The 14,057-nt window shown below is 75.5% G+C and carries 6 protein-coding genes; 3 read left to right on the plus strand and 3 right to left on the minus strand.

What is annotated here, in order from left to right; all coding sequences use genetic code 11:
- Positions 1 to 14: 14 nt before the first annotated feature.
- Positions 15 to 698, plus strand: coding sequence for an AzlC family ABC transporter permease (locus ACYVDA_RS13840; protein WP_460818971.1), 684 nt, complete (start codon positions 15 to 17; stop codon positions 696 to 698).
- A complete protein-coding gene (locus ACYVDA_RS13845) occupies positions 695 to 1,018 on the plus strand; it encodes an AzlD domain-containing protein (RefSeq protein WP_460818972.1) in 324 nt (107 codons plus the stop codon). Before ACYVDA_RS13840 ends, ACYVDA_RS13845 begins: the two co-directional genes overlap by 4 nt.
- A 59-nt stretch (positions 1,019 to 1,077) precedes the next feature.
- On the opposite strand, the gene ACYVDA_RS13850 is transcribed toward ACYVDA_RS13845, so the two are convergent.
- The 3 genes from ACYVDA_RS13850 to ACYVDA_RS13860 form a co-directional block, all read right to left on the minus strand.
- The gene (locus ACYVDA_RS13850) at positions 1,078 to 2,493 is read right to left on the minus strand and encodes an HNH endonuclease (RefSeq protein WP_460818973.1); all 1,416 of its coding nucleotides are present in this window, start codon (positions 2,491 to 2,493) and stop codon (positions 1,078 to 1,080) included.
- 194 nt (positions 2,494 to 2,687) lie between these two features.
- Positions 2,688 to 3,128 carry a holo-ACP synthase AcpS gene (gene acpS / locus ACYVDA_RS13855; protein ID WP_460818974.1) on the minus strand — a complete coding sequence of 147 codons (441 nt, stop codon included), beginning with the start codon at positions 3,126 to 3,128 and terminating at the stop codon, positions 2,688 to 2,690.
- Positions 3,129 to 3,198: 70 nt separating this feature from the next.
- Positions 3,199 to 12,300: a fatty acid synthase subunit beta domain-containing protein gene (locus tag ACYVDA_RS13860; RefSeq protein WP_460818975.1), complete on the minus strand. Its 9,102-nt coding sequence runs from the start codon at positions 12,298 to 12,300 to the stop codon at positions 3,199 to 3,201.
- A gap of 201 nt (positions 12,301 to 12,501) precedes the next feature.
- On the opposite strand from ACYVDA_RS13860, the gene ACYVDA_RS13865 reads away from it, so the two are divergent.
- Positions 12,502 to 13,302: an SDR family NAD(P)-dependent oxidoreductase gene (locus ACYVDA_RS13865; protein ID WP_460818976.1), complete on the plus strand. Its 801-nt coding sequence runs from the start codon at positions 12,502 to 12,504 to the stop codon at positions 13,300 to 13,302.
- The last annotated feature ends 755 nt before the right edge of the window (positions 13,303 to 14,057 follow it).

The following is a 14,057-nucleotide window of genomic DNA, read 5'->3' on the forward strand; positions in this document are numbered from 1 at the left end:
CCTAGACTGCAGCCGTGACGGCGACGGGGGACGAGGGAGCGCGCGCGGCCTTCCGGCGCGGGCTCCGGCTCAGCGTGCCCTTCGCGGTCGTCGGGTTCCTGCTGAGCCTCTCCTTCGGCGTCCTCGCCCGGCAGGCGGGCTTCAGCGTCGTCCAGGCCATCGTCACCTCGGTGATCGTATTCGCCGGGTCGGCGCAGTTCGCGATGCTGTCCGTGATCACCGTCGGGGGCAGCATCCCCGCGGCGCTGGCAGCGGCGAGCCTGATGAACGCACGGTTCCTGGCGATGGGCGTCGCCCTGGCCCCCTCCCTGCCGGGTGGGGTCCTCAAGCGGGCGGCGCAGGGGCAGACGGTCGTCGACGCGTCGTGGGCGCTGGCCAACCGGGGCGACGGCACCTTCGACCGGTGGCTGCTGTTCGGCACGACGCTCCCGCAGTACGTCACCTGGACGCTCGGCTCGGTCGTGGGCGCGTCCTTCGGCAACGCCCTCGGTGACACCCACCGGCTCGGCCTCGACGCGATCTACCCGGTCTTCTTCCTCTCGCTCCTGATCGCCGAGCTCCGGGACCCGACCGCCCGGCGGGCCGCCGTGGGTGGGGGCCTCCTCGCCCTGGCCCTGGTGCCGATCAGCCCGCCGGGCATCCCGATCCTCGCCGCGAGCTCGGTGGCGCTGCTCGGCCTGGTGAGGAGGTCGGCGTGACGCTGACCCACACCCAGGTCTGGGTCCTGATCCTGGGCTGCGCCGTGCTGACGGGACTGATCAAGGCGTTCGGTCCGGTGCTGCTCGGGGGGCGCCAGCTGCCACCGGCTTTCACCCGCGTGGTCGTGCTGATGGCACCGACGCTGCTGTGTGCCCTGGTCGTGACCTCGGTGTTCGCCAGCGGCCGGTCGTGGTCGGTCGGCGCCCACACGGTCGGTGTCGCCGTGGCCGGGGTGATGCTGTGGCGGCGCCTCCCGCTGGTGCTGTGCGTGCTCGTGGCGGTCCTGGTCACGGCCGGGTTGCGCGCGCTCGTCGGCTGACCTGCCTCACCCCTCGCGTCGGTCCGGCGCTGCCCGCCCGACGTCCACGGGTGGCGTCCTCATCGAGGTCCCCCGGCGGTCACGAGTCGGAGGTCCTCCTCCAGGGTGCGCCACACCGTGTAGGTGTGAGCCACGTCCCCGAGGTCCGCCGTGATCGGTGGGGACCACCACCCCGGCGGGTCGGGTGCCGTCGAGACGTGGGTGTGTCCGGTCGGCGTGACGGTCAGGACCTGGTGCCGGTCGCTCGGGAGCGGCATCGCCCGCCACCCAGGGGCTTCCTTGGCGTAGTTGCACGCCTCGCACAACCCCTGGCCGTTGCTCAACGAGGTCTCGCCGCCGTCGGAGACCGGCACGACGTGGTCGGTGTGGCGGACGGGGGCGTCGCACCACGGCGTGCGGCAGACCTGGTCGCGGACGACCAGGAGCTCGCGCAGCTCGCCGGAGAACGTCCGGCGGCGGGAGTCGGTCGCGACCAGGTCGCCGGAGCCGGGCCGGGTGAAGAGACGCCGCAGCCAGGCGCGCGGGGCGTCGCGGACGATCTCGCGGGCCAGGGCGGCGTGGATCGGCCCGTAGCTGACGACCTCGGCCGGGGTGTGGTCGTCGGTGAGCAGGCTGCTGTCGGTCATCACCACGTGGACCTCGACGTCGACGTCGGTCGCGCGGGCCTGGCCGGTGAGGCGCTCGACGAGGGTGTCGGCCATGACCTGCCCGCGCGAACGAGGCTCGTCGTCGGGCTCGTCACCCGCCGTGCCGGCCGCCCCACGACCCGGTCCTCCGTCGTTGCGGACGGTGTCGGCCGCCTGCCGCAGGGCGGCCAGGCAGGCGACCCCCTGCTGGACCGGCAGGAGCGCGGTCAGGTAGCTCATCGCGTCGGGCGCGGGTCGCAGGCTGACGAACCGGTCGGCCCGGGCCAGGCGCGTTCGTCGGACCGCGGACTCCGGGTCGAGCCGGTAGCCGATGGAGCGCGCCCTCGCCCCGGCCTCGCGGTCACCCAGCCCGGCCAGCTTCTCCGCGAGCTCGGCGTCGACGTGAGCGCGGTGCTCGACGGAGAGGACGGCCGTCTCGCGGGCCACGATCGTGGCCCGCCACTCGCTGATCTCACCGCGGGTCAGCAGGTCGAGGGTCCGCGGCATCTCGCGGACCAGCGCCCTGGCCAGCCCGAGGTCGCGGGACCCGCGGTGGGGGCTGCAGCGGCGCGCCAGGGCGATCTCGGCGGCGAGGCCCTGGCACCGCCTCGCCTCCGGGACGCCGCGCTCGGCCTCGCGGGTGCTCCGGGAGTGGACCAGGCTGTCGGTGACCCGGGCCTGGGCCGCGGCGACCGCGCCCTTGAGGCGCTCGAGCGCGGCGACCAGCGAGATCTGTCCGTCCTCGCCGGCGTCCGCGCCGTCGAGACCCGCGAGCTGCGCCAGCGCTCGGTCGAGATCGGCGACCGAGGGGGCGCCGGTCCCGTCACGGCCGAGGAGAATGTCGAACACGTGTTCGATTCTAGGGCGCGACGCCGGCTCGGTCCAGGGTCGGATCCAGGCTGTGGACAGGTGCCGAGCTCTCGTCCGCGCGCACGACGCTGCCCCTCCACGCACGACGCAGCGTGCGCGGAGGGGCAGGTCGGGCCCGTCGCCCGGGCCGGCCACTCGCCCTCCCCGGGACAGGGCGAGGACCACGGACGCCCTCAGGCCTCCTGCAGCACCACGTAGGCGATCGCGACGTCGGCGTCGGGGTCGTGGGACAGCGACAGCAGCACCCGGCGGCCCGCGAGGGCTGCGCCGATCGCCCCGTGGAGGCGTACGCCGGGACGACCCCACGCGTCGGTGACCACCTCGATCTCGCGCAGGTCGACCGCGGCCGGGTCGATCACCTCGGGGCCACCGAAGTGCGTGCTCGACCACGCCTTGAGGACGGCCTCCTTGGCCGCCCACCGGGCCGCCAGACCCTGGGCCTCCTGGGAGGCGGAGCGTCCGCCGCGACGCGCCGCACGCCGCTCCCCGGGCGTGAAGGCCCGGGCGAACCGCGTGCCCGGCTCGGCCAGCTGGGCGGCGAACGCGGTCACCGCGACGACGTCGACACCCACGCCCGCGGCCCGTGGCGCACCGGAGGCAGGGCTGTCGCCCACCCCCGCCCCCTGCTGGGCAGCAGGGGCAGGGGTGGTGTCCGGGCCGCCCCCCGGCCAGCCCGGACCTGCGTCAACGACCGGCTCGGGCATACACCCCGTCCTCGCCCAGGCGCGCCTCCGGGTCGACGAGCATGGCGCTCTCGTCGGCCTTGGTGGCCGCGAGGTCGGCGGAGGCGAACCGGCGCTTCTCGGCCTTCTCGAACAGCGGCGCCCCACCGTGCATGGCGTCGATGAACCGGGCCTCGCCGGCCACCAGCCGCGCGGTGGCCCGCTCGAGCCAGGACTCGCGCTGCGCGGGGTCCAGGGCCGCGACGAACGCACCGGGGTGCGCCACCACGATCATGGCCGAGACGTGCCCGAAGCCGAGGCTGGTCAGGACACCGGCCTTGAGTGCGCCGGTCGTCAGCGGCTGGCGCAGCCAGACCAGGTGCTCGTTCTCCGACAGCTGGTCGTCGACGCAGTCCAGCGAGCGGTTCGGCGCGACGGTGCCGCCGACCAGCGTCTGGCACAGGCCGTTGAGCTGGAAGGCCGCGGCCCCGCCCTTGGCGTGACCGGTCAGCGCCTTCTGGCTCACCACGTAGAGCGGGTTGCCGTCGGTGCGCCCCAGGGCCGCCGCGAGCTTCTCGTGCAGCTGCGACTCGTTGGGGTCGTTGGCCGCCGTCGAGGTGTCGTGCTTGTAGACCAGCGACACGTCATCGGCGCTCAGGCCCACCGAGCGCAGCGCCTTGGCCAGCGGCGAGCGGGTCCCGCCGACGCCGGCGCCGAGGGCGCCGATGCCGGGGGCGGGGATCGAGGTGTGGATGCCGTCGGCGAAGGAGCCGGCGTACGCCACGACGCCCAGCACGGGCAGGCCCAGCTCCAGCGCCACGTCGCCCCGGGCGAGGACGGTCGTGCCGCCGCCCTGGCCCTCGACGAAGCCGCCGCGACGGCGGTCGTTGGGCCGGGAGACGAAGCGCTCGTCGATGCCCTTGCCGAGCATCTGGGCGGTGTCGGCGGTGGCGCTCATGTTGCCGAAGCCGAGGATGCCCTCGATGCCCAGGTCGTCGAAGCCGCCGGCCACGACCACGCTGGCCTTGCCGAGCTTGATCTTGTCCACGCCCTCCTCGACCGAGACGGCCGCGGTGGCGCAGGCGGCGACGGGGTGGACCATCACGCCGTACCCACCGAGGTAGGACTGCACGGTGTGTGCGGCCACCACGTTGGGCAGCGCCTCCTGGAGCACGTCGTTCGGGGGCTGCTCGCCGAGCAGGGCGTCGACGTACATCCGACGGGTCGACTGCATGCCGCCGATGCCGGTGCCCTGGGTGTTCGCGAACTGCGTGGGGTGGACCCACCGCAGCAGCTCGGCCGGGGTCACGCCGCTGGAGACGAACGCGTCCACGGTGGCCACGAGGTTCCACGCGGCCAGCCGGTCGGCGGACTCCACCATCGAGCCCAGGCCCCAGACCGCGGGGTCGAAGCCGTCGGGGATCTGACCGCCGACGAAGCGGCTGAGCTTGAACCGGCGGGGGACCCGCATCTCGCTGCCCGCCAGGCGGGTCACGGTCCAGTCGCCGTCCTCGCCCGCGGAGATCCGCGTGCGGGCCGGGTCGGCCGCGGCGAAGGCGTCGGCCTCGTCACGGGTGCGGACCACGAACGAGGTGTCCTCCTCCAGGAAGACCGACACCATCAGCGGGGCCGTGCCGTCGATCATCTGGTTGTCGTCGCGGTAGCGGCGGATGCCGACGCTGGCCTCGAGCTGCGCGGCGTACTTCTCCACGACCTCGGACTCGGTCAGCGGCTCGCCGGTGGCGACGTCGCTCCAGCTGGCGACCGGCTGGGTCTCCCAGATGATCAGGCCGGTGGTCCACGCCAGCTCCAGCACACCGGCGGGGGACAGGGCGTCCTCCACCTCGAGCTGGAAGCGGGTGCGGGCCGAGCCGACGGGGCCGACCTCGCCGGCGCCCACGATGACCACGAGGTCCTCGGGGGCCGTCGGGACCTGGCCCCAGTCCATCGTCGGCTGGGAGACGCCCCAGCCGGCCGGGTGGGTCAGGGCGAGCAGCGGCTCGTCGGCCTCGGTCTCGTCAGCGGAGCGTGCGGCGCGGGCCTCGAAGGCGGCCCGGGCGTCGCGGCCCAGCTGGGCGAGGTCGAGGTCGGCCTCACCGAGCCCGCCGGTCAGGTCGACCACCACGGGGGCGGTGGCCGCGGCCTGCCGCGAGGCGGGCCGGCAGAGCTCGAGGAGCTCGGCGGCCATCTCGTCCGGCGCCCAGGTGCGTACGCCGACGGCCTCGACCGCCTCCACGAGCGGGTCGTTGCCGCCCATCAGGCCGGTGCCGCGCACCCACCCGATGTGGGCGTGGGCCAGGGAGACCCGGGCCGACCAGTCGCGCTCGGCGTGCCAGCGCTGGACGAAGGCGTCGAAGGCGGCCTTGGCCTCGCCGTACGCCCCGTCACCGCCGAAGCGGCCACGGTTGGGCGAGCCCGGGAGCACGACGTGCACGCGGCGGCCGATGCGGTGGTCCGCACCGCGGGCCGCGAGCCCGGTGACCAGGCGCTCGACGCCCCACAGCAGGATCCGCAGCTCGACCTCGGCGCGGGGGCCGGAGTCGGCAGCGGTGCCCTGCACGGACGGGGCCGCGAAGGGGAAGACCAGCGTGGCGTCCAGGCCCGGGCGCAGCTCGGTGCGTTGGCCGCCGGCCTCTTCCACGACGGGGGAGGCGACCCACTCGACGAGGGCGTCGACGTCGGCGAACGAGGCCAGGTTGGCCGGGACCACCCACAGCGCCGCGCCGACGGAGGCGTGGTCGCGGTAGAGGTCGCGGAAGAAGGCCAGGCGGTCCTGGTCCAGCCGCGAGGTGGTGGCCACGACGGTGGCCCCGCCGCGCAGCAGGTCCGCGACCACGGCGCCGGCGATGGAGCCGGGGGCCGCGCCGGTGACGACCGCGACGTCGTCGATCCACTCCCGGGCGCCGGTGGCCGCGGAGATCGCCTCGTCGTAGAACGGCACCAGGTCGGCGCGCTCGGCGCGGGCGCGGTCCAGCCACCAGCGCGCCTGGGCCTGGGCGGCCGCGTCGAGCCCGGTGAAGGAGCGCGTGCGGACCTCCTCGTCGCCGGTCCAGGCACGGGCCAGGTCCTCGCGGACCGAGGCCCAGCGGTCGTCCAGGAGGACGGCGCGCCTGGCGTCGAAGGCAGGGCTGACCTTGCGGGCCCAGTCGGGGCCGAGCTCGGACTCCACCAGGCGCGCGAGCTCGGCGTCGAGGCCGGCCTGCTCGTCGGGCTCGCCCACGCCGGCGTCACCCAGGCCGAGGCGGCCCAGCAGGTGCCGGGCGGTGGTGGCGAGCACGCCGTCGGTGCCGGTGATGGCGGAGGTGATCTCCTCCAGCGCGGCCGAGTCGACCATGGCGCCGTCGGCGCCACCGGAGGCGGGCAGCGTGACGCTGACGCCCTGGGCCTGGCCGACGGCCTGGACCGCGCGGTCCACGACCGAGGCCAGGTCGGAGAGGTCGCCGTCGTAGCCCAGCGCGCCGCCGCGGGTCGAGGACCCGTCGCGCACGCCGGCGGCGAGCTCGGCCTGGACGTGGGCGACCCAGCCGGGGCCGAGCTGCCAGGTGTCCTTGACCCGGTCGGTCACGGCCGAGGGCTTGGCGCCGACGGAGCCGGCGAACTTGCGCAGGCTCTCGCTGACGGCCTCGGTCAGCACGGGGCCGAACGGGCTGTAGGTGCGGGCCAGCTTGGTGACCGTGACGCCCAGGGCGGTCCAGGCCGCCTCGGCCGCACCGTCGATCGCGCCCAGGCCCAGCTCGGCGCCGAGGTCGACCAGCAGCTGGTTGCGGCGCGAGGAGACGCCGTCGCACAGCGCCTCGATCGTGTCGGCCGAGCCGATCTGCTCGGGGCGGACCTTGGTGCGCAGGGCGGCCAGGGTGCGGGTCGCGTCGGCCGCGGAGTACGTCAGGTCGGCCGGGCGGTCGGCGCCGGGGGCGCTGGTCGGTGCGGCGGGGGCCGCCGGGGCGGCCTTGGTCTCGGCGGGCGCCTCGGACGACGCCGGTGCCTCGGTCGTCTCCTCCTCCGGCTCGTCGACCACCGGGGTGTCGGTGGCGAAGACGACCGCGGCGTCACGCGAGGAGTTCACGATCCGCGGGGCGACCCCGTCGTACGACGCGAGCCTGGTGGTCTGGGCGGCCAGGTTGGCGATGGTGGGCGCGTTCGCCACGCCGACCTCGACGAACTGCTCGATGCCCAGCCCGGCGCCGGTGGCGTAGGTGTGCTCGGGGTCGCCGAAGAGCAGGTCCTGGGTCTCGATCCAGCGCACCGGGCTGGCGAACTGCCAGGCGAGGAGCTCGATCAGCAGGGCCCGCCCCAGGCGGGCGGGGTCGGCCGACCAGGTGTCCCAGTCGGCGAGGGCCGGCTTGAGCAGCGGCGAGTCGACGTACGCCGCCACCTCCTCGACGTAGTCCCTGTCGAGGGTGAACAGCCGCGGCACCAGGTTGGGGATGTAGCGGCCGACCAGGACCGACGGGTCGATGGTCGCGGGCAGCAGGCCGTCGAGCTTGGCCCGGAAGTCCGCCACGCCGGCGTGCAGCTCGGAGGAGTGGAAGGGCACGTCGATGCCGGGCACGAGGATGAACGCGGGCTTGCCGCCGACGCGGGCGCGCCGCTCCTCGACCTCCGCCTCGAGGGCCGCGCAGCCGGCGACGGTGCCGGCGACGGCGTACTGCGAGCCGCGGAGGTTGTAGTTGACGATCTGGATGAACTCACCCGAGCGCTCGGCGATCTCGGCCACGAAGTCGGCGACGTCGTCGTCGGCCAGCTCGATCTGCGAGGGACGGATGGCGGCGAGGCGGTAGTTGCTGCGGCCCTGGCCGTCGCGGGGGACCAGGTGGTGCATGGCCATGCCGCGGCGGAACACGATCTCCAGCAGCGCCTCGAGCGGGAGGATGCCGGTGACGGCCGCGAGGGCGTTGTACTCGCCCACGGAGTGGCCGCAGGTGATGGCGCCCTCGACGAAGACGCCGGCCTCGCGCATCTCGGCCACCTGGGCGACCGCGAGCGTGGCCATGGCGACCTGGGTGAACTGGGTCAGGAACAGCACGCCGTCGGGGTGGCGGTGCAGCTCGCCGTCGGCCCACAGGTCGGTGGGGTTGTCGCGGACGACGGCCAGGATCGAGAAGCCGAGGGCCTCGCGGGTGTGGGCGTCGGCGCTGTCCCAGACCTTGCGGGCGGCCGCGGAGCGCGAGCGCGCGTCCAGGCCCATGCCCTGGCTCTGGATGCCCTGCCCCGGGAAGGCGTACGCCGTGCGGGGGGCCGCGACGACGGCCTCGGCGACCATCGCCAGCTCACCGTCGGCGCGGACGGAGACCTCGAGGACGGTGTCGCCGCGGGTCACCCCGGTGCGCTCCACGGTCACCTCGACCGAGGCGCCCGGGAGGACCGGTGCGACCCAGCGGGTCAGCCAGCGACGGACCGGGCGGGGGTGGTGGGTGGCGCCGACCGAGGCGGCCGCGCGCTGGGCCACGGCGGAGGTCCACATGCCGTGCACGATCGGGCCGTCGAAGCCGGCCAGGCGGGCGGCGGCGGTGTCGACGTGCAGGGGGTTGTGGTCGCCGCTGACCGCGGCGAAGGCGCCCATGTGGTGCGGCGCGGTGACGGTGAACCGGTCCAGGCGGGCCCGCGGGGTGTCCTGGACCTCGCCGACGACGGAGGTGGGCGTGGCCAGCGCGGCCGAGCCGGTCCGGCCGCGCACCATGAAGCGCTCGGTGAGGTCGGCGACGGGCGAGCCGTCGGCGGTGACGGTCACCGCGACGGTGATCACCTGGCCGACGGTGCTGTCGACGACGTCGGTGCGGGTGGCGACCAGGGTCAGCTCGCGGTCCCGGGCCAGCAGGGCGGGGGCGTCGTCGGCCACGACCACGGCGTGGTCGAGGTGGACCAGGTCGAGCAGGCCCTCGACCGGGCCGATGCAGGCGAAGACCGCGGGCCACGCCAGGCCGACCAGGGTGTCGGGGACGAGGTCCTGCTGCGGGTCGGCGACGGCGTCGCCGCGACGGGTGCGCGTCGGGTCGGTGACGCCGACGTGGTCGGCGACCAGGGCGCGGGTCCAGGAGGCGGTGACGGACGCGGTGTCGCCCTCGGGGCCGGTCTCGACCTGGGGCAGGTGACCGCCGGCGGTGACGGCGAGCAGCGCCCCCGTCGCGGCGGAGGCCGACTCGTGCGAGACCACCGGCAGGCGTCCGGCGGGGACGCCGGACAGGTCGAGGCGCAGCACGAGGGTGCCCTCGGTCAGGGGGACGCTCAGGACGGCCGTCTCGCCGTCGAGGACCAGCTCGTGGGGGACGCCCTCGAGGCGGTGCAGGGGGTTGCGCACGGTGCGTCCGGCCCAGACGACGTCGGGCGAGGCGGCCAGTGCGTCCAGCAGCGTCGCGTCGGCGCCCACGGTGGTCCGGCTGACACCCGGGGTCGGGGTCGCCGACGGAGCGCCGGTGGCGGGGTCGACGCGGCTCAGGTCGGCCACGATCGCGGCCTCGAAGCGGTCCATCAGGTGCGCGACGGGCTCGTCGACCTCGGTGATGCCGGCCACGGCGACGGGCCCGGGGATGACGATGACCTCCTCGGCGGCGTACGTCGCGTCGTGGGCCTGCCACAGCGAGTCCGAGCGCCACCAGCGACGGACGTCGCCGTCGATGACGGGCACGAAGTCGACCGGCTTGCCGGGGATCCGGCAGATCTCGACGAAGCGGTGCACGTCCGCCGGGTGCAGGACCAGGGTGGCGGCCTGCGGGTGGGCCCCGACGAGCGCGTCGACCGCCGCCTCGGGGTGCTCAAGGTCGACGGGCAGCCGGTCGATGGCGCCCGAGGTCGCGGGGTGCACCCGGGCCAGGGCGCGGTCCAGCAGCGCCTCGAAGCGGGCCGAGAAGCTCGGGGCCAGCCAGGTGGTGCCGCGGGGTCCGGACAGCTCCAGGTAGCGCCGGAGCACCTGCTCGTAGGTCATCTCGGCCACGTCGCCGAAGTAGGGCTTGGCGGTCACGGCCATCGCGGCGACCAGCTCGTCCTTGCGGGCCCGGGCGGCGTCGGCGTCACCGGCCACCTCGTCCAGCAGGGCGCCGCAGCGCGAGGCCGCGTTGTCGATCTCGTGGATGTCGGCCCCGAGCTGGCTGCGGCCCGAGGTCACCCGACCGGCGGCGCGACCGGCGCCGACCCAGCCGCCGTTCTCGTCGGTGGTGACGCCGGGGGTGTCGACCAGCAGCTGCTTGACGGCCGGCGAGGTGGTGGCCTCGAGGGTCGCCATCGCGGCGGTGCCGATCAGCACGCCGTCGACGGGCATGGCGGCCTCGCCGTGCTCGCGCGCCCAGGTTCCGGTGAGGTAGTCCACGGCGCGGTCGGGCGTGCCGATGCCACCGCCGACGCAGACGACCAGGTTCGGCACCGAGCGCAGGTCGGCGTACGTCGCCAGGAGGAGCTCGTCGAGGTCCTCCCACGAGTGGTGGCCGCCCGCGACGCCGCCCTCGATGTGCGCGATCACCGGCGTCTCGACCTCGCGGGCGATGGCCAGGACCTGGCGGATCTGCTTCACGGTGCCGGGCTTGAAGACCACGTGGGCGATGCCCGCGTCGTGGAGGTCCTCGATGATCGCGACGGCCTCGTCGGTCTCGGGGATGCCGGCGCTGATCACCAGGCCGTCCAGCGGGGCGCCGGCGAGCCGGGCCTTCTGGACCAGGCGCTGGCCACCGACCTGCATCTTCCACAGGTAGGGGTCCAGGAACAGGGTGTTGAACTGCGCGGTGCGGCCCTCGTCGAGGAGCTCGCCGAGGCGCGCGACGTTCTCGGCGAAGATCTCCTCGGTCACCTGGCCGCCGCCGGCGAGCTCGGCCCAGTGGCCGGCGTTGGCGGCCGCCGCGACGATCGCGGGGTCCACGGTGGTCGGGGTCATGCCGGCGAGCAGGATCGGCGAGAAGCCGGTCAGGCGGGTGAAGGCGGTGTCGACGACGGGCTTGCCGTCACCGCGGTCCACCAGGCGGGGGGCGTACGCCGACCAGTCGGCCGCCCGACGCACCTCGGCGCCGGCGGTGAAGATCAGGTCGCGCCCGGCGCTCGTGGCGGCGGGGACGACGGTCACGCCGCGACCGCGCAGGGCCCGGCCGGTCATGTTGGCCGAGAGGTCGGCCGGCCCGAGGTCGACGATCCACTCGGTGCCGCGGCCGACGGCGTCGGTGAGCTGACGGGGCCAGTCCAGGCTCTCCACGCAGATGGCCTGCGCGAGGTGCTCGGCGAGGCCGGCGTCGAGACCGCACGCCTCGGCCCAGGCGCGGACCATGGGGACGGCGGGGGCCAGGCCCGGGTGGTGGAAGCCCAGGGCGACCGGGATGGGCTCGAGGGTGGGGGCGAACGCGCGTCCGCCGCGGGACTTGGACTCGACCTCGGCGGCCTCGCGGGCGGAGCGCTCCTCGACCGCGGCGCGGAAGCGGCGCAGGGCCTGTGGGGTGCCGCTCAGCACGAGCCGACGGGGGCCGTTGACGGCGGCGACCACGGCCCGATCGGTGTCCTCCACGCTGTCCGGACCGGCGCCCAGCAGCGCCTCGACCTCGGCCACGGAGGCACCGCTGACGGCCAGCATCGCGGTGTCTTCGCCGTGGGCGACGAGGCCGGCGCGACGACCGACGATCGTGGCGGCCGCGCCGATCAGGCGGGCCACGGCCATCAGGTCCACGTCGGTGCCCGGGTCGCCCTCCCGGCGACCGGCGAACGCGGCGACGCCGAGGATCCCCTGGGAGTGGCCAACCGCGGCGGCCGGCGACATCGAGGCCAGGTCGAGCCCCTCGTCGGCGAGCAGGTCCAGGAGGGTCAGCTGGGTGAGCAGCACGCCGGGCAGGCCGAGCGCGGCGCCGACCGTGTCGGTGGCCGCGGGGCGCTCCTCGGCGCGCAGCCAGAGCTGCGGCTCGAACGGGCGCGGGAGCGCCGCGGCCAGCTCGGACGCCACGGGGGCGACCCGGGCCGCGGAGGCCTCGACCAGCTCGGTGACCCGGGTGAGGTCCGAGGACTCGTCGCCGATCTCGGCCAGCGTCTGGAACCAGTCGGCTCCCTGGCCGCCGAACGTGACCGCGAACCGGTCGCCGTCGCGCAGCCGGTCGGCCAGCGAGCGGGCGGGCTCGGGAGAGGTGTGGTCCTGGGTCAGCGTGCTGGGAGGGAGCTGAGTCATGTGAGGAGTGTGTCATGTTCGGCGCTCGAACCTGAAACTCTCCTCGCGTTTTTTACGAGGTTGACGTCATGTCGTCATCCAACTCGCGAGTAGGTCGGACATACCTCGCGTGCCGGCGCCCCGTGATCGCCCGGAGCCCGCCTGAGCCGACCCGTGGGACGCCGTCGGGTGAGGTGCGTCACGCTCGCTAGCCTCGGCGGCATGTCGATCCCGCGCCCCGTCCCAGGCCACGTCGCCCTCGTCACCGGCGCCTCGAGCGGCATCGGTGCCGAGATCGCGCGGGAGCTGTCCCGGCGCGGCCACGAGATCGTCCTGGTGGCCCGGTCCGCGGAGCGGCTCGAGGCCGTCGCCTCGACCCTGCCCTCCCCGTCCCACGTGCTGCCCACCGACCTCGGGGACCGTGACTCGCGGGCCGGCCTGCTCGGCGAGCTCACGGGTCGCGGGTGGGTGCCGCAGGTGCTGGTCAACAACGCGGGGTGGTCCACGCTCGGCGCCGTCCACCGCAGCGACCCCGAGCGCGAGGTGGCGATGGTCGAGGTCGACGTGACCGCGGTCGTCGACCTGTGCAGCCGGTTCCTGCCCGGCATGGTCGAGCGGGGCGCCGGCGCGGTCCTCAACGTCGCCTCCACCGCGGCGTGGCAGCCGCTGCCGGGCCAGGCGGCGTACGCCGCGAGCAAGGCGTTCGTGCTGTCCTACACCCGCGGCCTGGCCGTCGAGCTGCGCGGCACCGGGGTCAGCGCGACGACGCTGTGCCCCGGACCCGTGCGCACCGGGTTCGGGGAGGCCGCCGGCTTCGACCACGACGACTTCGAGAAGGCGCTGCCCGGCCCGCTCTGGGTCTCTCCCGAGGACGTGGCGCGGGCCGCGGTGGCGGGGCTGGACGCCGGTCGCGCAGTCGTCGTGCCGGGAGCGGCCAACCGGGTCGGCGCCGCCCTGGCCCACCTGGCCCCCAAGGGCCTGCTGTCGCGCGGGCTGGCCCGGGTGCACCCCGGGCTCCGGTAGGGCCCGGGCCCTCAGGCGGTCCGGCCGGCCACCGAGCGGGCCCGGTCGCGCAGCCGTGCGTCGAGGACCGAGGGGCGGCGGTGGAGACGCCGGTCGAGCACGCGGGCGGCCTCCTCGCCCCGGCCCGAGCGGGCGAGCGCGTGGACCAGGGTGTCCTCGAGCACCTCGCGCTGCGCGGCGCTCCCGCCCAGCGAGCCGGTGCGCGGCAGCACGTCGCGCAGCACCGTCGCCGCGCCCGCGTGGTCGCCCTCGACGACCGACTGGAGCGCCCGGCAGACCGGGGCGAGCACCTCGCGGAAGACCGGGTCGGCGTGGGCGAGGGACGTCGCGCGCAGGGCGGCCAGGCCGGCGGCGTCGTCCTCGACCGCGAGGGCCAGCGCGGCGTGCAGCGCGGCGAACGGGGTGGGGGGCGAGATCAGCCAGCCGTCGGGCGCCGCCGCCCGCACCGAGGGGGCGGCCGCGGCCGGCAGCTCGACGCCGGTGACCCGGCAGCGCCACAGCAGGGCGGCGCTGTCGACCAGGGCGCGGGACCCGGTGACGGCCGGCGGTGCCAGCTCGCGGACGTAGCGGGCACCCACCGCCTCGACGTCGCCGAGCGCGAGCTCGTGCAGCGCTGCGTGCCAGGAGAAGTGGGAGCGGTGCCGGGCGTCGCGGCCGCAGCTGCGGATCCACCCGTCGAGCCAGGCCAGGCCCTCGGCGTGCCGCCCGGTCTCGAGGAGCACGTGGGCCCGGGCGTGCACGGCGTGCCCCGAGGC

This window comes from Nocardioides korecus, assembly GCF_054778395.1.